Source organism: Chryseobacterium sp. HNCC26DJ239 (assembly GCF_057180445.1).
In genome coordinates this window covers 292888-313665 of the sequence record NZ_JBXUGJ010000002.1, presented here as the reverse complement: position 1 = coordinate 313665, position 20778 = coordinate 292888, and the positions used below count along the sequence as shown (strand labels likewise).

The 20778-nt window shown below is 34.5% G+C and carries 14 protein-coding genes and 2 pseudogenes; 7 read left to right on the top strand and 9 right to left on the bottom strand.

Annotated features, from left to right (window positions below; translation table 11 throughout):
- Window positions 1-39 precede the first annotated feature (39 nt).
- The gene (locus AC2A1D_RS05075) at window positions 40-1809 is read left to right on the top strand and encodes an oleate hydratase (RefSeq protein WP_484042556.1); all 1770 of its coding nucleotides are present in this window, start codon (window positions 40-42) and stop codon (window positions 1807-1809) included.
- A gap of 107 nt (window positions 1810-1916) precedes the next feature.
- Here the strand turns inward: AC2A1D_RS05075 and AC2A1D_RS05070 are convergent, their stop codons facing one another.
- From AC2A1D_RS05070 to aceB, 6 genes are all read right to left on the bottom strand, one after another.
- On the bottom strand, window positions 1917-3722 hold the full coding sequence (locus tag AC2A1D_RS05070) for a 3-hydroxyacyl-CoA dehydrogenase (protein WP_185216853.1): 1806 nt from the start codon (window positions 3720-3722) through the stop codon (window positions 1917-1919).
- Between the two features lie 62 nt (window positions 3723-3784).
- On the bottom strand, window positions 3785-4921 hold the full coding sequence (locus AC2A1D_RS05065; RefSeq protein ID WP_185216855.1) for a catalase family protein: 1137 nt from the start codon (window positions 4919-4921) through the stop codon (window positions 3785-3787).
- 10 nt (window positions 4922-4931) lie between these two features.
- Window positions 4932-6290, bottom strand: a complete 1359-nt coding sequence (locus tag AC2A1D_RS05060) for a Dyp-type peroxidase (protein ID WP_185216857.1) — start codon at window positions 6288-6290, stop codon at window positions 4932-4934.
- Window positions 6291-6293: 3 nt separating this feature from the next.
- Entirely contained in the window at window positions 6294-6845 is a 552-nt protein-coding gene (locus AC2A1D_RS05055; protein ID WP_002978558.1) for a hypothetical protein, read from the bottom strand.
- A 407-nt stretch (window positions 6846-7252) separates the two neighbouring features.
- Complete coding sequence (aceA, locus tag AC2A1D_RS05050) at window positions 7253-8533, bottom strand: isocitrate lyase (protein ID WP_065721666.1); 1281 nt, start codon at window positions 8531-8533, stop codon at window positions 7253-7255.
- Window positions 8534-8657: 124 nt separating this feature from the next.
- The gene (aceB, locus tag AC2A1D_RS05045) at window positions 8658-10232 is read right to left on the bottom strand and encodes a malate synthase A (protein ID WP_185216859.1); all 1575 of its coding nucleotides are present in this window, start codon (window positions 10230-10232) and stop codon (window positions 8658-8660) included.
- Window positions 10233-10359: 127 nt separating this feature from the next.
- Between aceB and AC2A1D_RS05040 the strand changes: the two genes are divergently transcribed.
- Window positions 10360-11844 carry a helix-turn-helix domain-containing protein gene (locus AC2A1D_RS05040; protein WP_185216862.1) on the top strand — a complete coding sequence of 495 codons (1485 nt, stop codon included), beginning with the start codon at window positions 10360-10362 and terminating at the stop codon, window positions 11842-11844.
- Window positions 11845-12159: 315 nt separating this feature from the next.
- A pseudogene (locus tag AC2A1D_RS05035) lies at window positions 12160-13572 on the top strand (IS3 family transposase).
- A 2-nt stretch (window positions 13573-13574) separates the two neighbouring features.
- Here AC2A1D_RS05035 and AC2A1D_RS05030 read toward each other — a convergent pair.
- The gene (locus AC2A1D_RS05030) at window positions 13575-14285 is read right to left on the bottom strand and encodes a phage integrase SAM-like domain-containing protein (protein WP_484042856.1); all 711 of its coding nucleotides are present in this window, start codon (window positions 14283-14285) and stop codon (window positions 13575-13577) included.
- Window positions 14274-14441, bottom strand: a pseudogene (locus AC2A1D_RS05025) (Arm DNA-binding domain-containing protein); the annotation flags it as partial. The pseudogene AC2A1D_RS05025 and the gene AC2A1D_RS05030, both read right to left, overlap by 12 nt.
- Window positions 14442-15648: 1207 nt before the next feature.
- Here AC2A1D_RS05025 and AC2A1D_RS05020 point away from each other — a divergent pair.
- Window positions 15649-16422, top strand: a complete 774-nt coding sequence (locus AC2A1D_RS05020; protein ID WP_185216866.1) for a hypothetical protein — start codon at window positions 15649-15651, stop codon at window positions 16420-16422.
- A 214-nt stretch (window positions 16423-16636) separates the two neighbouring features.
- Here AC2A1D_RS05020 and AC2A1D_RS05015 read toward each other — a convergent pair whose 3' ends face one another.
- A complete protein-coding gene (locus AC2A1D_RS05015) occupies window positions 16637-17398 on the bottom strand; it encodes a hypothetical protein (protein ID WP_185216868.1) in 762 nt (253 codons plus the stop codon).
- Window positions 17399-17643: 245 nt separating this feature from the next.
- Between AC2A1D_RS05015 and AC2A1D_RS05010 the strand changes: the two genes are divergently transcribed.
- The 3 genes from AC2A1D_RS05010 to AC2A1D_RS05000 all read left to right on the top strand — a co-directional run bounded on the left by AC2A1D_RS05010 (window position 17644) and on the right by AC2A1D_RS05000 (window position 20639).
- A complete protein-coding gene (locus AC2A1D_RS05010; RefSeq protein ID WP_185216870.1) occupies window positions 17644-18108 on the top strand; it encodes a hypothetical protein in 465 nt (154 codons plus the stop codon).
- Between the two features lie 167 nt (window positions 18109-18275).
- On the top strand, window positions 18276-18881 hold the full coding sequence (locus AC2A1D_RS05005; protein WP_185216873.1) for a hypothetical protein: 606 nt from the start codon (window positions 18276-18278) through the stop codon (window positions 18879-18881).
- A 132-nt stretch (window positions 18882-19013) separates the two neighbouring features.
- Complete coding sequence (locus AC2A1D_RS05000) at window positions 19014-20639, top strand: DUF4209 domain-containing protein (protein WP_484042555.1); 1626 nt, start codon at window positions 19014-19016, stop codon at window positions 20637-20639.
- Window positions 20640-20778: the final 139 nt, after the last annotated feature.

Sequence of the window (20778 nt, the reverse complement as noted above, 5' to 3'; positions counted from 1 at the left end):
GTTATTTTATCATATATTATAAACTAAAAAATTCTAATTATGTATTACAGTAATGGGAATTACGAAGCATTTGCCCGCCCGAAAAAACCGGCAAATATTGAACAGAAATCTGCCGTTCTTATTGGTTCGGGATTAGCTTCATTGGCTGCTGCAGCTTTTTTGATACGCGATGCGCAAATGGAAGGAAACAAAATCCGTATTCTGGAAGAATTAGCTTTACCCGGTGGCAGTATGGAAGGCATCTGGAATGAGCAGAAAGGCTACATCATACGAGGCGGACGGGAAATGGAAACACATTTCGAAACCCTTTGGGATTTGTTCCGCTCGATACCCTCATTAGAAACGGAAGGCGTTTCCGTACTGGACGAATATTATTGGCTCAATAAAGAAGACCCTAGCTTTTCCCACGCCCGTGTTATCGAAAACCGTGGAGAAAGACTGCCCACGGATGGTAAGCTTACCCTGTCCCAGAAAGCCATCCACGAACTTATAGCGCTGGTTCTTCTTCCTGAAGAAAAACTACAGGATGTACAGATAGACCAGGTATTTACAGAAGAATTTTTCCAATCCAACTTTTGGACATACTGGGCTACGATGTTCGCATTCGAACCTTGGGCAAGTGCGATGGAAATGCGCCGATATGTTCTTCGTTTCATCCATCACGTTGGCAGCGTAGCAGATATGTCCTCATTACGCTTCACGAAATACAACCAATATGAATCACTGATTCGTCCGTTGGTAAGCTACCTTGAGTCCCACGGTGTTATCTTCCAGTATGATAGCCAGGTTCAGAACATACTTGTAGAAAATGAAAACGGCAAAAAAGTAGCGAAGAAAATCGAATATATTAAAGATGGCAATGCAGAAAGCATCAGCCTGACCAAAAACGACCTGGTGTTTGTTACCAACGGCTCCATTACCGAAAGCAGTACATACGGTGACAATCATAACCCTGCTCCTGTTGCAGACGGCATTGGCGGAAGTTGGCAACTTTGGCAGAATCTGGCAGACCAGGACGATGCCTTTGGAAAACCCGAAAAGTTCTACAAAAACATTCCCGAAGCCAACTGGGTAATCTCCGGAAGCATTACCTTCTTCGACGAAAAAGTGATTCCGTATATAGAAAAAATAACAAAAAAAGACCCAAGAAGCGGTTCAATAGTGACTAGCGGACCTGTCACAATAAACGACTCCAATTGGTGGTATGGCTTTTCCATCAGCAGACAGCCCCACTTCAAGGCTCAGAAAAAAAATGAAGTAATTGTTTGGGTCTATGGGTTGTATTCTCATAAACCAGGAAATTATATCCAAAAGAAAATTACAGAAGCTACGGGCATAGAGCTTTGCAAAGAATTTTTATACCATATTGGTGTTCCTGAAAATGAAATAGCAGAAATTGCACAAGCTGCCAACAGCATCCCTTGCCGTATGCCTTATATCACATCTTACTTTATGCCTCGTGCATTGGGAGACCGCCCATTGGTGGTTCCGAAGGATTCTGTAAACCTGGCTTTTATCGGTAATTTTGCCGAAACTGGAAAAGACACCGTATTCACAACCGAATATTCCGTGCGTACAGCAATGGAGGCAGTTTACACCCTTTTGGATGTAGACAGAGGTGTCCCAGAAGTTTTTGCTTCTTCATATGACATCAGGGTACTGCTGAAATCCATCTATCACCTTAATGACAATAAAAACCTCAATGAAATTGAATTTCCTTGGTTGATTTCAATCCTTGAGAAATATGGTATCAAGAAAATAGAAGGTACTTATGTTGAAGAGATTTTAAAAGAAGCTAAGTTGTTATAAGAGGTTGTTTTATACTTGAAAAACTCAGGATTTTAAAAATCCTGAGTTTTTTATGGTATTTATATTTATGGCTTCTTTCACTGTTTTCGATGAGAATTCAGGATACTTTAAGCTTTCAAAAAATCCTTGCTTTGCCATTCCGGATTAGGATATTTGTAAAAACCTTCGCCGGATTGCTGACCAAGTTTTCCTTTGTCGATAAGTTCGGCTTTTAGCTTTTCTGCTATTTTCTGTGTTAGTTCTCCCGGGATTTCTTTTAAGATGTTGTAATTGGTGTTCATCCCATTCAAATCTAAAATAGCCATTGGTCCAAAAGGGGCACCTGTTGCTATTCTCCAGGTTTTATCAATGGTTGCAGGATCGGCAACGTCATTCGCCCACAGCGCAAGGCCAGCCACCAAAAGCGGAATCAACAAAGAATCCAGAACGTAGCCCGATTTTTCCTTCTTCAGTTCCACGGGAAGCATAGCAATGGATTTTGCAAACTCTACAATTTCGTTATAAACCGTTGGGTCGGTTTGATCTGAACCCATTATTTCTGCCGTATTACGAACCATTATATGATTGGCAAAATGTAAATGGATGAATTTTTCTGGACGATCAGTAAATGTGCTTAATCTGCTCGGCAAAAGTGTGGACGAGTTGCTCGCAAAAATGGTTTTTTCAGGCGCTTGCGTAGAAGCTTTTTCCCAGAAATCTTTTTTGATATCGATGCTTTCCGGAACGGCTTCTATCAATAAATCAGCATCTTGTAAAGAAGACATCAGATCTGTCGAATAAGTGAGATTATTTTTGGTATTTTCGATTTTTTCTTCATCAGCTTTCAGGTAGTTTTTATATTCTTCAGCCAAGACATCAAAACGGTTTTTTGCCTTATTTAAAGCTTCATCATTAACATCATAAACCGTGACTTTATAGCCAAAATAAGCGCACTGCACCGCAATCTGAAAACCGAGAACACCACTTCCAGCCACCACAACATTTTTGATTCTGACCTTAGATAAATCGGCTTCCGGCACTTTCAAAAAATCTGGGCTTTGCCACGAAGGATTTGGATATTTGTAAAAACCTTCGCCAGTAGAAATTCCCAGTTTATTTTGGTCGATGAAGGTTGATTTAAGTTTATCCAACACAGCCTTATCATCTGTTTTCCCCTTTTCTACTTGCAGTTTGTAAATGTTGTATGGTGTCGTCAATCCGATAATATCATACAAAGCCATTGGTCCGTAAGGCGAACCTGTTCCCAGCATCCAGGTTTTGTCTATGGTTTCTGGCGTAGCGTAATCGCCAATCCAAAGCTGCATTCCGGCATTCAGAAATGGATTTAATAAAGAATTGAGCACATAACCAGGAACTTCTTTTTTTACCAAAACAGGCACCATCCCTATCGCCTTGGAAAAATCGACTATTTCCTCAGTTATTTTTTCGTCGGTTCCGGGATGGGGCATAATTTCCGCCGTATTTCGCAACCATATTTGATTGGCAAAATGCAGGTTAAGGTATTGAGCCTGCCTTCCAGTCACCTCTGCAAACTGACTTGGCAACAAGGTGGATGAATTACTTACAAAAATGGTTTTCTCCGGTGCAATTGAAGAGAGTTGCTTATAAAATTCCGTTTTTATTTTAATATCTTCTGGCACTGCTTCTATCAAAAGATCGGCATCTTTCACAGCAAATGCCAAATCGGATGAATAGTGCAGTCTTTCCCTGGCTTTTGCAATTTGTTCTTCGGTGGCGTCAAGATCCTTTTTATGACTTTCGGCCAAGCCGTCGAACTTTGCTTTCGCCTTTTCCAGCACCTCATCACTGATATCGTAAACAGTGGTTTCAAATCCGTGAATTGCTGTTTGAAAAGCAATTTGGAATCCTAAAACACCACTTCCAGCTACCGTTACATTTTTTATTTTGCTCATAATTTTGGTTGATTTTTGGTAATAAACTTTACGGAACTAGGACTCAGAATCTTCATTTTCAATTATAATTGATAAAACTCCGGACTGAATGCTTCCTCCAAATTCTTTGGTTCTTTACGTTTTTTATGGTTTAGCTCGTGTCTTGAGGTTGAAGATGTTACATACGCTGATTGCCGTGAACGCTGTAAATTCCCGATCGGTGAATTCTCTTCTATGGTTCTAAACGGTGTAAACGACAGATTTTCCATAATTTCAAAATTACCATCCTCAGGAACCGTTTGTTTTGGTATTGTGATTTTTGCCACCGTACGGAATGGTGATAATTCCTGCGACCATTCTTTTGTAAGGTCATTCACAGGCATTTCTTTCAGGTCTTTGCAAAGTTGTATTTGCAACTCAAACGTAAGGTCTTTTTGAGCTATTTCTTTGATAATTCCTTTTCTGTACGGCCATTCTGCGCTGTCTAGATCAATATTTTTTTCAGTGATGGCGTTCTTGGTCTGCTCAGTTGGGCTCACTCTTACTTTGGCGATATAATCACCGTGGCGAACTGCTCCCATACTGTAAAATTCATAAAGAAAACTGTTGATGGAAGGGATTTTTTCAAAAGTTTTAAGAGCGCCCAATTCCTTCAAAGCCTCAAAATTTGGAAATGCTTTTTTATTTTCGGTGACCCAAAGTGTGGCAAATTCCAATTTTCCCAACGCTCCCTTTTCAAAGAAATCATTTAGCTTTAAAAACAGCTTTGAAATGAAAACATAATGTTCTGCCGAGTTGCAGAAAAACACCGGATTATTAATCAGGTTAAAATCAACATTGGGAGAATCTTCCTCTCCCGGAGATAATTTTTTGCCATCTATCCCAAAAATCTTTAAAGCAAATCCTTGTGCATTACCGCTTAGTTTATCGGGCAAAACTCTGGACGAACCATTGGAAAAGCGAACTGCTGCCTGGTGTTTTCCGGGTTTCGAATAAATGCCCTGCGCCAGTTCTTCGGGCAGATTATCCAAAATTTCAACCTCTGCTTTCAGCACTGCATAGCCATTGGCGTGCGCATCTCTGGTATGATGGGTCGCCCTGCTTAGGTTTGGCGTATTTTTGATGTATTCGCGGATATCGTTATTAATGGTGGTAATATACTCATCGAAATTTTCTGGAATTTCTTCCACTTCGTAACTGTACTTGATGTAATCTTCCATAGTGCTTTTTTTATTTTAATTCGCTAATCCATTTTAAAGCAGAAATGCTTGGAATAAAACAATATTCGCCTCCTTTCACAATGTTGTAGGTTTGCAAACCACGGTATCTTTTGATGAGGGGTTCTCCCGGTGCAGAAAACAGTGCGTCTTCGTCCTGTACACCGATCATAGGATCTTTTTCTGTTCCCAGATTTTGGGAATTACCATCGTTTGCCCATTGTTTTTGAAGAAATTCCAGTGTTCCCATTGCATCGGCACTAATGCCAATAAAGTACTGTCCACGTTCCTTACCGTCATTTTTGGTTACCTCCGGCGGAACAATGTCGCCAAAAGTTACACTTTTTCTGATGATCCTGTGCAAACGTTCATCCTCCAAAACAAAAGATTTGGAATCTCTTGGGTTCATCCTGCGGATATGCGAACTGAACGGACACTTTTTACCGTACTCATCATTCTTGAAAGAAAAATCATTGTTCTTTTGCATATCATCTCCTAGCGCTTTATCATCCTTTTCGGGAGCTAAAACCAAAGGTGCACCACTTCGCCAGCGACCTACCATTTTGGCAGCCAAGAGTTCTCCCTCTTCCGGCGAAGAAGAATTTTCCTTAATGAATTGATTAAATTCTGCTACCTGACTTTGGTACTTTCTGAAAACCATAAAAGAACCGTTCTTACCTAAAACTTCAGGTTGTGGAAATGGCTTTATGATGCCTGCTTCTCCAGGATAGCCCATTATAAATTCGCCTGCTTTAAGTGGACGATCAAACCCGGGAGGAACATCTATCCCACTGCCTTCAATTTCCGGATTGCTGATGCCATCCCTGAATCCGAATACATTTTTAACCTCTTCAGATACGGAGAAATCGTGGCTCATTATTACTTCTACGCCGCTGTTATTCGTCAATTTAGAACGAAATTCCTCCAGCTGGCTTTTCCACGCCTCTTCATTGTTGGCGATAATTGCTGCAGCGATGTGAATATGTGATCTTTTAAAAACCTTTTCCCAGTTTTTAGGATCATTGACTCCAATGTCGTACAGAAACCGGGAACGTTCTGCCATTCCCTCCTTGAAGGATTCGGGAAAAGTATCGAGTGACTCTTGAGGCACACCGATTTTTTCCAGACCTTTATAAGTGAATGTCAAAGTAACCGATGCCCCTTCATTCTTATGCCAGTCTTCCGCAGAACTCACAATCGGCAACAGTTTTTGGAGCATTTGTCTGGCTGCCACAGCATCTTTGATTTCAATGATTGCCACCGTTCCGAAATACGGAATAGGGCGGCTTCTGAGAATTAAGGCCTGTATTTCGTTCAGCTCAATTTCTACTTTATTGGGATTAAAAATCCGCTTTAAAAATTCCAATGCCATAGGTTAGATTTTATTTGCTTCGTCAATTGCCTTATTCAGTCCTTTAATGATTTTATCATTTCTCCTTATATCATTCACCGTAAGATGCGGAACACCTACATACCAACCTGTCGCGGTAATCTGATGGTCTAGAATGAACTGTTTTACACTCGGGTTTTTTATGCCTGGCCAGCCTTCTACATTCCCAAAAATGATGTCCATCAACTGTGGAATTTTTGTGGCGAAATCATCAATATAAGCATCCCAGTCGCCATCGTAAGCCGTGCAGAAAAGAATCTTGGTATCGTTATCAAACAAAACTATACGAAGGTCATGCAGGGTTCCTACTTTGGTTGCGCCTTTCAGATCCCCACCTGCAATTTCCATTATGGTTCTGAGATTTTCTGCACCTCCGGGTTTTAGGTCTGCCATCGCAGTTAACTCAGATACACGGCCGGATCTTAACCCTTTTCTTCCGGCAGATGTAGTGGAATGGTCATAACCATCATCGATACCTTCACTGAAATTCGCCTTTGCTAACTCGGCAGCCAATTTTACTTTGTCTATGAAACTCATAATTAAGATTTTTGATTAATACTAATTCACATTATTTTTCAAGATGAAACAATAATCTTAAAGAGTTTATTACAAATGTAAAGCCATAGCAATCTATCGTAATGTACCGAAATTCGTATTTTATGTACTGAAAATCCCTAATCCCACCTATTTGCTTTAAAAGCTTAAATTGATAAAAGGAAATATCTTATCTTTAATCTTGTTGTAATTTTGAGAGAATAAAACCTATTTAACTATAAAAAATCAATCTTTATAATTGAGATTTCTCAATATTTACTCAATAGAACATTCAAAACAAAAACCTTCCTCAAAAGAGGAAGATTGCAACAATTAAATTTAATTATAATGGATTTTTTGTAAGAATAGTTAAACGCAAAAATACAATGAAATTTGCCAATATTAAATTTTTAATGAAACTGTGCTGTTTCTGTAGAATCTCTCATCGCCACTGTTGCTGCCGAACCATTGGTTACAATATTTTGAATTTCATCAAAATATCCTGTCCCAACAAAAGACTGATGTTTTACCGCTCTGAAACCCTGCTTCTGCAAAGCAAATTCGCGTTCCTGCAATTCAGAATAACCTGCCATTCCTTTTTCTTTATATGCCAAAGCTAATTCAAACATCGCAGTATTCAAAGCATGAAAACCAGCCAATGTAATAAACTGGAATTTGTAACCCATTTTTCCCAATTCTTCTCGGAAATTCAGCATTTCATCGACACTTAATTTTGCAGCCCAATTAAAAGAAGGTGAACAGTTATAAGCCAACATTTTATCTGGAAATTTTGTACGAATTCCTTCTGCAAATTTTCTTGCCATCTCCAGATCCGGATTTGACGTTTCCATCCAGATCAAATCGGCATAAGGAGCATAAGATAAACCTCTGTCAATTCCCTGCTCTACACCATTTTTCACAACATAGAAACCTTCGGAAGTTCTTTTCCCTGTCACAAACTTTTTATCCCTGTCATCAATATCTGAAGTCAACAAATCTGCCGCATCTGCATCTGTTCTAGCAATAATTACAGTCGGTACTCCCAAAACATCTGCTGCTAAACGAGCCGATATTAGCTTATTAACCGCTTCTTGAGTCGGAACCAAAACTTTTCCACCCAAATGCCCACATTTTTTCGCAGAAGATAACTGATCTTCAAAATGTACTGCTGCCGCTCCCGCCTCAATCATTTGCTTCATTAATTCATAAGCATTTAAATTTCCGCCAAAACCTGCTTCTGCATCGGCGATTATTGGAACTAAATATTCTTTTTCTCCACCTCCGTTTACGGATTGAATTTGATCTGCCCTTAATAATGCATTATTAATTTTCTTCACAACAGAAGGTACTGAATTCGCTGGGTACAAAGATTGATCGGGATACATTTCACCAGACAAATTAGCATCTGCTGCAACTTGCCAACCTGAAAGATAAATTGCTTCCAGTCCCGCATCAACTTCCTGAACCGCTTGATTTCCAGTTAAAGCTCCTAATCCGGCAACAAAATCCTGAGAATTGAGTTTTGTCCAGAATTTCTTTGACATTTCGGTAGCAATCGTATAATCTAATTGGTAAGAACCTCGAAGTTTCAGTACATCTTCGGCTGTGTAAGGTCTTTTCACGCCATTCCAACGTGGATTATCCAGCCAGTCTTTTTCTAATTCCTGAATTTTTTCCTGTTTTGTTTTCATAATATTTGGATTTTAAAATTTTCTTCAAGTTGCGAGATCTGAGATTTCAAGTGAAACTATTCGAATTGAAATGTGGAAAAATTTTGTGCGAGAACTTTTCTTATTAAAAATTTCTAATTCTATTTTAAATAAACGGATACGCTTTCAATGTTAAAAATTCAACAAAGTTTTCACAGAAAATCAATTCGTTAAAAAGTTCTTTTGCCAGAGTAAATTTGCCGTTTTTGAAACGTTCTTCACCGACATATTTTTCAATTCTTTCCAGTTCTTCAAATTCCCATTGAAGAATCATTTCCCTGGTCAGTTTTCTTTCATCATTTAGAAATGCTTCATTTTTCAGCCATTGCCAAACTTGAGTCCTTGAAATTTCAGCAGTTGCCGCATCTTCCATCAGATTATAAATCGCAGCTGCACCTACTCCCATTAACCAAGATTCGATATACAGAATTCCGACGTTGATATTTTTTCGGACACCCTGTTCGGTAATTTCTCCTTTTGGAATTTCCAGTAAATCATTTTCTGTAATTTGATAATCAAACTTTTTATCGATTTGATTTTTCTCAGGCATAAACTGGTCGAAAATATCTTTCGCCACAGAAACCAAATCGGGATGAGCAACCCAAGTTCCATCGTGACCATTTTTCACTTCACGCTCTTTATCATTTCTGACCTTTCCAAAAGCCTGACTGTTGGCTTCATAATCATTTTTAATAGGAATCTGCGCCGCCATTCCACCAATCGCGTGAACATTTCTTTTATGACAAACTTCAATCACTCTTTTTGAGTATGCATTCATAAAAGGTGAAGTCATTGTTACCTGATCACGATCAGGGAGAATAAATTCTGGAAGATTTCTGAATTTTTTAATGAATGAAAAAATATAATCCCATCGACCACAATTCAAACCGGAACTATGTTCTTTTAATTCGAATAAAATTTCATCGATTTGAAAAGATGCAGTAATAGTTTCAATTAAAACTGTTGCTTTAATTGTTCCCTGAGGAATTCCGAGATAGTTTTGAGCAAAAACAAAGACGTCATTCCACCAGCGTGCTTCTTTGTAATGTTCTAATTTGGGGAGATAAAAATAAGTTGCACTTCCGTTTTCTATCAATTGTTTTATGTTTCTGAAAAAATAAATTCCAAAATCTATTAATGAAGCGGAAGTTTGTTCATCATTGATTTCAATATGTTTTTCATTCAAATGCAAACCTCTTGGACGAACTAGCAGAACTGCCATTTCTTCATTTAATTGGTATGATTTTCCCTGCTCATTTGTAAAATCAATTCTTCTATTGATTGCATCCGAAAGATTGATTTGACCTTCCATACAGTTTTTCCAGGTTGGAGAATTGCTGTCTTCAAAATCCGCCATAAAAGTTGAAGCACCACAATTCAAAGCATTAATAATCATTTTTCGATCAACTGGCCCAGTAATTTCCACTCTTCGATCCAGCAAATCTTCAGGAAGTGGATTGCAAACCCAATTTCCTGTTCTGATTTCTTCGGTTTCTGCAAGAAATTTTGGAAGAATTCCTTTATCGAAATCTTTCTGTGTAATTTCTCTTTCATCTAAAAGCTCTAATCTTTTAGCATTAAAGTTCTGATGAAGCTCAACCAAAAAATCAACTAAATCATTAGTAAAAATTTCTTCAAACTTTTGCTGAGCTTTAATTCTTAATTGAGTCTTTGTTTCCATAATCAATTGATTTTCTGATTCGACATTACAAACCTAAATAAAAATTTTCACATACAGCGAACGTTCGCTAAATTTATTTTAAAATTTATTATGCGAAAAATCGCTTCCAAATATTTATCTTTGACTTATGAATTCTGAAAGTGACTATATCAAGACGGTTTTGGGGCTAAAACTGAAACAGCAAAGACAAAAGAAAAACTGGTCTTTGCAGGATCTCGCTACAAAGACCGGATTGTCTAAATCTTACCTCAATGAAATTGAAAATGGCAAAAAATATCCGAAGCACGATAAAATTATTCAGCTTTCAGAATCACTGAACTGCACTTTTGATGATTTAGTATCGACAAAACTGGATAAAAGTTTAGCTCCATTTAATGAAATTTTACAATCGGATTTTTTCAAAGAAATCCCTTTGGAACTTTTCGGAATCAATAAAAATAATTTGATAAGTATTATCAGCGATGCACCAAAAAAAGTAACTGCGTTCATTAATGCTTTGATTGAAATTTCTCAGAATTATAATTTAGGAAAAGAACGATTTTACTTCGCTGTTCTTCGTTCGTTTCAGGAATTGTATGACAATTATTTCCCTGAAATTGAAGATAAAGCATTACAGTTTGCGCAAGAAAATAAAGTAGAGATCGGTAAAAATCTACAGTCGGATATTTTAGAAAATATCTTATCTGAAAAATTTAATTATAAAATTCAGTCAGAAAATTTTGAAGAATATGGAACTTTAGACAATCTCCGTTCGCTTTTTATTCCTGAAAAAAAACTATTGCTTTTAAATAAAAAATTGGAACGGGATCAAAAAACATTTATTCTATCAAAAGAAATCGGCTTCAATGTTTTGGAATTAAAAAATCGTCCAAATACATACTCCTGGCTGGATTTTGGAAGTTTTGAGGAAATTTTAAATAATTTTTATGCTTCTTATTTTGCCGGAGCATTATTGATTTCAAAACAAAAAATCATTACAAAAACTTCAGAATTTTTCTTTCAGAATGAATGGAACCCCCAGAATTTTGAAAGTCTGATTGAGAAATTCACCAATTCACCGGAAACTTTTTATTACCGATTAACGAATGTACTTTCTTCAGAATTGGGAATTAAAGATTTGTTTTATTTATGCCTTGTTAAAAAGAAAAATTCAGATAAAATTCAGATTTTAAAAGAGTTACATTTAAACCATCAACAAGCTCCACACGCAAATGCAACCAACGAACACTACTGCAGAAGATGGATTGCTGTAAAAAATCTACACGATTTAACTGAAAATGAAACTTTGACGGACGCCCAGATTTCTCATTACAAAGATCAGGGATTCAGCTATTTGGTGATTTCTACTTCACAAAAAAACCCGTTTTCGGATGGAAGTAATCGAAGTTATTGTTTAGGAATTCTGCTGAATGCTCAAACTATTAAGAAAATCAATTTCATTAAATCATCAACTTTAAAAACGATAAACGTTGGTGTAACTTGTGAATCGTGCAGTATTGCAGATTGTGAGGTAAGACAGACGCCGGCCGTTCGATTGGAAAAGGAACACTTTAATCTGAATATGAAAAGTGCGATTGAAAAAATTAAAAAGGGATGTGAAGCGGAGAGGTAAAAGTTTATAATATTGTGAATATTTTTTTCTAATCTAAAATTAAAATTAAATGAATTTCTTATTGCGGCGAGGTAATATACGTTATTGTTTCTACTTATATTTTAGTTTATATATAATGAAAAGCAAAATACTTAAGAAAGAAATAATAGAAGTAATGTTCATATAAAAAAATCCGCCAATATTTTTTTTTGCAGGACGGATTTTTCTATATGAATTATGTGTTGTCAGAACTCCAATACTGTAAATCGTCAGCAAAAAGTAGACATTATATAGTATAAAAGTTAAGGAGTGTTTTCAAAAAAAGAATTACATTTAATTACAGAAACACCTAAAAAGAAAAGTTCCGAAAAATTCGTTAAAGACATCCGTAAAAATACAAGGAGGATCTTCACAGCCGAGCAGAAAATTTTGATTGTAATGGAAGGGCTTCGTGCAGAAACTTCTGTAGCAGAACTATGCCGACAGCATAGTATTGCGCAATCTCAGTTTTATTCATGGAACAAAGAATTTATGGAAGCCGGTAAAAAACGGCTCAATGGCGATGTTATTAGAGAAGCCACGAGTGATGAAGTGTCGGATTTGAAGAAAGAGAATGCCCGCCTGAAAGAGATGGTTGCCGATTTGGTTCTGCGCTATGACATTGTAAAAAAAAGCTTAGACATGCTGGATTAACCCATAAATACAGAAAGTTTATGAGATTATCAGCAAGTGAGAAATACGAAATTATTCAAGAAGTTACTACGAGTGAAATTGGTGTAAAACGAACCTTGGAAAGCTTTGGGATTGCAAGAAGTACTTTCTATAAGTGGTATCAGAAATACCTTGAAAACGGCTACGATGGCTTGGAAACATCTAAAAGAACATCTAAAAGACAGTGGAACAGCATTCCGGAAGAACAAAAAGATTTGGTAGTAGAAATCGCTTTGGAACATACAGAACTTTCCTCAAGAGAACTGGCGCACAAAGTTACCGATGAACAAGGTATTTTCATCTCAGAATCCAGTGTTTACAGGATTTTGAAGCAACGGGATTTAATCCCTGCACCGAATCATTTTTTACTTTCAGCAGCAAATGAATTTAAGGATAAGACCGAATTTGTGCATCAAATGTGGCAGACAGATTTCACTTATTTTAAAGTGATTGGCTGGGGTTGGTACTATCTGAGCACTGTTTTAGACGACTACAGCAGGTATATCATCCACTGGGAGCTATGCGATTCGATGAAGGCTGAAGATGTGAAAAGAACCGTAAATACAGCGATTGAAAAAGCAAAATTAAAGTCTAAAACCAAACCGAAATTACTCTCAGACAATGGTTCCTGCTACATATCAAACGAGCTCAGAACCTACCTGAAAGAAGATTTAAAGATGAAGCAGGTTCACGGAAGACCGATGCATCCGCAAATGCTTTAGCATTCAATGAAACATTAATTAAAAAATAAAAACAATGAATTAAACCCAGGGCAAAATAGAACGATACCACAGAACGATGAAAAACGTGGTAAAACTCAATCACTTCTATCATCCTGAAGAACTTGTGGAAGCTTTAGAAAAATTCGTAGAAAACTACAACAACAAGCGATATCACGAATCTTTGAAAAACCTTCCTCCAGCAGATGTGTACTTCGGAAGATCAGAGCAAATTTTGGAAAAAAGAAGACAAATAAAATCGGATTCAATCCGAAAAAGAAGACAGTTGTATTTTCAACAGAAATTAATAAATTTATAACCCTAAATACTCCTTAAGGATTTATTCCAAAATGTCCAAGTTAGTTTGAAGACGTACATATTTAAAATATCTTCAGCTTTTGAAAGCAGTGGAATATTTGATAAAATCTTGGTTTTCTGCCTAGACGTAAAAATCCATCTTTTACCATCAACACCTACTCCAATATGATCTTTTGTAAGATTTCTAATATCCACAAATGATAATCCAGTATAGCAACTGAATACAAAAATGTCTCTCACAACAGATATTCGATCAATTTTAAAAATCTTCGTTTCAAGTCGTTTTAATTCTGCTTCATCCAAGAACTTCCTATGCACTTCATTATAACTTGATTTGTAGCCAATGTACGGATCTTTTTCTAACCATTCATTTGCTAGACAAATTCGAATTATTTTACCAAGGTTCTTAATATTCTTAACAGCTGAGTTATTACTGCAGGGCTTCTCATCCTTTGTTCTAAGATAATATTCAAAGTCATTAATAAATTTTAAATTAATCTTTGAAATTTCAATATCATCACAATTGAAATTTACCTTTAAAAAATTCTGTAAATGTTTGTAGCAACTTTTATATCTAATAACAGTTCCCTTAGCATATTCATTTCCTATAAGCTTTTCCATTTTATCATTATGTTCTTTCATAATAGTAAGTAACATGCGCTTATTTTGATCTAAACCAAAAAGCTTGTCTTTTAAAATCTGAACGGTCAACATTTCTTTATCAAATGTAAAGTCTTGCTGAATTTTGTGCACTCTTGATTTAAGTAAATCTAAATAGTTGTTTACTTGCCTCACCTCGGATGATCTTCCTTTTAATTTTCCTGAATCATTGCACCACTTTTCAGGCCCAATTGAGCGACCAACAGAAAATTCTAACCTTTTTCAACTGATGGTTAAACGCATAAAAATTGGACATAGTCCCTTTGAAGAAATTTTGGATCTTTTTACCAGAAAAAGAATGGACAAATAAGTACTCATAATTATATTTTTGATGATTAAAAAATTACTTTAAACTTTTTATCTACAAAACATAACGAATCAAAAGAAGCCTTTTACAAAAGGACTTCTAGAGGATTTAGGTGTCCTATTTTTTCTTAATTCGGGACCATTTTCAATTTTGGACACCTACTTCACTTACAAATGAATAAATATTTACAAATTAAATTTGATTCACTTATCTTGACCTTATAAAATTTATATTAAACAGCAGCTAAGTTCGGGGACCATTTAATTTGTCACTCGGGACCAATTACGCCTAAATTCGGGACCATTTTTAACATTGCAGCTAATAATCCTACAAAAGAGAATATATTATACTAAATGAATAAATATTTTTATCAATTTTTGGTAAGAATATTTATTAGAAACCTCCTTAATTCGGGACCATTTATTCTGCTATTCGGGACCAATTCCCCCTTAATTCGGGACCAATTTTACCAAGACTTCCAAAATTCTCCTCTTTTGACATGTCTACTAAAACATAAGTGTGAATTATTTTCTCCTATATTAGAGGGACCAAAATAACTTTCCTTAAAAATTGGTCCCGAATTCGCCCCTTTTAATATGCATTTATTTATATAATTTGACGGTTACCCAAATAAAAAACCCCTTAAAACATATGTTTTAAGGGGTTTTGATGAAATCTGAAAGATTCTCCGCGATCCGGACGGGACTTGTACATTTAGTAAAAATCCCCTATCCATAAGCTTTATACTATTTTCTTGTTGTGAAGGCCACTGAATAGGTCACTATTCTAAACAAGATTAAGAGTGTTTGTTTTTACTTGTGCAAAGATATGTGTTTTTTTAATTTTTACAAATAAATTTACAATTTTTCGATTAAATCAATCATATACATCACATTATCAAATATAAAAATATTCTTGAAACATTAAAAAAAAGAAATAAATTATCATAAAGTTCTTGAAACTACAAATAAGTATCATTTATTTTAAAGGTAGTTCTTCTTTATCTTCAACAGTTCCTTTTTTTGTTCATTTACTAAATTTTCTAATTCTTCAAAAATAAATTTTGATATTTATATATTTAAATGTACCAAAAGTTAAAATTATCTAAATATGATCACAGCACAAGAAATTGGAGTGGCAATTATCGAGTCACTTAGAAAGTCGGATAAAAGAACAGGAAGAGAACTATTCGAGACAACTTTAAAATACATAAAATTCGAAAAACAATTCATTGAAAATGAGTATTTTGAAGTTGCAGACAAATATTCATTTTTTAAAACACTGGATTTATTATATGATAATGCTAAAAATAGAAATAAATTTTATTTCTTACATTTTGAAGTACATGGAGATAACAATGGTTTAGAACTTCAAAGTGGTGAGGAAGTTGATTGGTCTGAAATATTACCATATTTTGAAAAAATCAATATTTTATACAAGAATAACTTAAGTATATATTTAGCGGTCTGTGAAGGAAACGCAGTTCTAAGAAAAGTTAATCCTTTTTCTAGATCACCTTTTGCTTACATTGTTGGTAGCTTTTTCGAAATATATGAAAGGGATACTCTTTATGCTTTTGAACAATTTTACACAACATTTTTTAAAGAGTTTAAGATAATAGAAGCTTTAGAGGAAATGCAAAAAGTTGCTGGCAAAAGCAATTTTACATTAATCAGTTCTCATCATATTCTAAATATGTTGTTAGAAATAGAAAAAAAACACAACGATAAAAATTTGTTGTACAATAAATTAGAAGAACTATTTCCATTGCACGATAGAAATGATCCATTTACAAATTTAATTGTTCAAAATATCGAAAAAAGTATTGAGTCAATTTTTTTAAAAATTAATGAAGATTATTTCTTAATGAAAGATTTAAAATAAACTATCAGTTTCTGAGAAGTAACTTTTAGGCAGATATCTATTTTATTTATAGCTGAGATTAAGAAAATTTCAAAGCTCAATAATGAGCCATTTTTCCGAGAGCAAGATTTCAATACTGAGCATTTGAAAAAGATTATTAGACAATTTTAAGATAAAATCCTGTAATTTATAACCACAGCGAATTTAAATCTTATTCGGTATACAATATGTGATTTTATGCAAAACGTGATACCGTAGGAAATTGCGCAATTATATGATTATCAAATATTCCAGGATGATTTATTCGTGCAATAATAACAGACGCTCCATCAAAAAGACCTAAACTCTCATAATCTCTGTTAAAGAGATTTACTTGACGACGTAATCCGAAAATGTAAAATCCATTTCTTGATAGTTCATTTATTTTTTCATCAAAATGTAAAACTACTTTTGCTCGCTCAGAAAAACTTAAATCAGATATTATATCTCCGTAATCTTGTAACTCTTCTAGAAAATTGCCTATTAGATCGGCTTCACTTTCAGAGTTTAAGTCATCATGATTAAAATCAAACACGTCAGCATGATTAATAATTTCTAATAAGTTTTTTCCAGTGATTATTCTAGATAAACTCTTAATGTTCAATTTGTCATTCGAAAATGAATCCGGTTTCTTTTGCAACGTAGTCTTTACCCAAGTTTCATGACTTAATTTTATTTGCTTTAATCTACCTGCAGTATAATACTCCGTCAAAGAATCAACTTCTATATGATGATTTGCACATAATAACAATATGTTTTCGTGGCCATCATAATTACCTTCAAAATCAGGATTTGCCCTTGGTCCTTTACTTTTTTCGGATACAATATGACATTCCTGTCCCACAACAATGTTATCGGATGATTTGTCAGTTTCTCTTATAAGTTCAGTACGGCATATAGCGCATGTGTTACCTGATTTTGCCCAAAGTATTTTCCTCGTTCTTTCAGAAATTGCCATTACAAAATTTTATGTAAAATGAGATTTTTTTTGTTTGGAACTTTTAATTCTCATTTTTTATTTTTAGAAGTTACAAAAGTATACTATTCTTTTTATATAAAAATTCATCAAACAAATCTGCTTATAAATACCGTAAAAACCCGTAATGGAAATGATGAGTATTTATTGTAATTTTGCTTTTCTATCATTTTTTGGAGCGTTAAATAGTCTTAAAAATGAAAATTGTACTATAAAAAATTTAAGCCATGAAGTTTTATTTAGATGTGAGATTTATTGATATAAGTTTTGATGCATCGGTGCATTTTGCAACTACATTTACTTCAAAAACAGAAGCAAATGCAGATCAGTTTTTTAATGAGTTAATATTAGCTTTAGATAGGAGAAATGTTGACATTCTGCACTCTGAATATTTCAGAATTGACGACAACCCAAAGTTAGAAAGACGAACTTTGGAGAATCATTTATTTTATTTAGAGAGATCTACAGCTAAAATAGAAATAGATCATTATTATATTGAAGATCCTAACCAAGATATGTCAGTAACAGAAAATTTACTTCAAAAATTTTATTCCAATAAAAAACCTGTGGCTGAACTAGCAAGAAGACATAAGATGCCTGTTATTGTTAAAAACAGACAGACAAGAGATAATATCAGAAATGATTTTTATTACTTTAGTTTGGAACATTTGAGCCCCAAAAGTGAGAATTAATTTTTCATAAAATTATCTATTGCGGATTGATAGTTGTTGATTTACTCATCTGCAGAGTATTCAACAAATTTCATAATACAATTTTTTTTGATAAAGTTATTTTACTAATAAAGAATAGAATTGGTTAGAAACTCAACCTTTAACATGACCTTCATCCGACATTGAATATGAATTTTTTAGAAAAAAACTTTGAGAAGATTAAGACCATTTTTTTTCATGAACTGGGTCACTTTATAGCGTATAAGCAGAGTACAAAAGAAATTGAAGGTTTTAAAATTATGGATCTACAAATCCAGCCTTGCGCTGAATGCAAAAATGGTTTTAAAGGCTTTATTGTACCACTACCCCCACCAGGTTATAAAAATAGTGCAAGGATGTCGCCTGACAGACTGGCTCATAACTTTAGCAACAATTATTTTGGCTGTTTATTCCAACTGTTATTAACCGATTCCGATGAACATCTTGCCCTATGTATGCTGGATTATGGTCAATGCGACCAAAAGAATCTAAATACCACTCTCCAAAGGTATGGACTACTTGGGAAAACATCTGAAATTGAGAATCACTTCTATGAATTTCATAAGAAATTAAAAAAGAAAAACTTTGATAGCCTAAAAAATTTAAACTTTGAAGAATTATTTATAGAAATAGATAAGGACGTAAGAGTGAAGCTTGAGTCTTTAGATATTCAGACTACTAATTTTATCAAGGACTTTACTACTATTTACGACAAACAATTGAAAGAGCTAATTGCCATAATAGAAAGCAAATAAAATCCTTACGGCTTACCGTAATTTCTATCACATTTATCTTTTTAATTTTACAATTAAACAACTAACCCAAAAGGGCTATAGGCTAAAATTGAGTACAAAATGCAATCTTCTTGTATTTAAAAACAATAGAAAATGTCCAACGATTATCAAATACCTGAAAATATATACTCAAGAGAATTATGTAGTGAACTTTACCGCATCGCTCAATTGTTTCCGGAAGATCAGGAAATAAAAAAATTACTTTCGCTTGTAAGGAGTCCAATAAACGGCGAGTCTTTTAAAATTTTTACTGACGATAAAGATTTCACTATCCCAACGATAAAAACTGATAACAAAGAGATTTTAGCCAGATTACATGATTTCAATTTTGTCAGTGGTGGTGATGATAAAATCAACAGTATTAAAAAAGCTATTGGCCTTTATGAAGAATTGTATCATAAGACACAGGAATTAAACTACTTTTTGCGATCATTGGAATTGATCAGAAAAGTAAAATCCATATTTAAAGATAGGTTAGTTGATTTTGAAGAAAAAACCATTACTATTTTTAGTAATTTAGATTCTTCTTATTATCAATTCTCACTGGTCAGTACGTCAGAATTTTTGCTTGAGAATCATTCAAAGCATTTACTTACCAATATTTCTTTAAGGCTTTTAAGCAAGCATGAAAGTGAAAACAATTATAGTGCAATAAAATGGCAGATTAAGATTTTAAATAAATTAAAACACTTTACCAACAATGATATGAGGATACAAAATGCTCTCTATCTTGAAAAAGAAGGAGACTTACTTACCTCGGAAAAAAAAGAAAGAACTTATTACCCAACCATTCTTGACTTATACACGGAAGCACTAAAAGAAATAAAAGGAATTGCTGATCAGACAGTTTTAAAGAATCGACTTTCTGAGAAAATAAAAAATGAACAAAAAGGTTTTTATGAACTACTCAAAAAGATGACAATAAGTACTAAATTAGAATCTGATTATACACAATGGCTTGATAGTTTAGAAATTGTTGATTTCCAAAGTGGGCTAACAGCATTACTACATCTTCCAATTTTGGATGAGAAAAATCTATCTGTATGGTCAGACAATAATCCCAATTCATCTTTTGGACAATTCTTCGACAAATATGTTCATATCACTGGTAAAGGTACAATAAGTGGCTCCACAGATGAAAAACAGTTCTATATTAATTTAGCTAGGGACCATTGTCGAAATGTTATCATTGATTTAGTCATTAAGATTACAGATAGAATGATCCAGAAGCATTCAATGTCCAAGAATGCTCTTGCCAGTTTTTTAATGACCGAAAGAAGTCCATTTATTCCAGAAGGTCGTGAAGCATTTTTTCTTGAAGGACTCTACTTGGGTTTTCAGAACAACTTTATGACAGCAGGGCATCTCTTAATTCCTCAAATCGAAAACTGTCTGAAGAACATCGTCGAAAAAAATGGTAGGAATACGATTAAACTTGATGAAGCTGTTCAGCATGATAATACTTTGGGCTCCCTTCTTTCTTTGAAAGAATCTGGCAATATGCTGGATGGACTCTGCAACAAAGATCTTTTATCTGAATTAAACAGTTTTTTGATTGATGGTAACAGCGCAAACTTCCGCTATAAAATTTGCCATGGTCTTGCATCACCTGCAGAAAGTTATCATTATGGAGTTTATGTATGGTGGATCACTTTAAAAATGGTTTTGCTGACCAAAGAGTTTTTTGAAATTCCGAAATGTGATTCCAATATTTCTTGATAAACTAAATTCAAAGTTATAATTGATTATGTTATTGTTCTTGCAACATACTCCTTCTTATGTGACAAAAAATGCTAAACAATTGTTTGATAAATAACATTTTACAGCTTATTATCCGACATGATGTCAGAAAGCGACG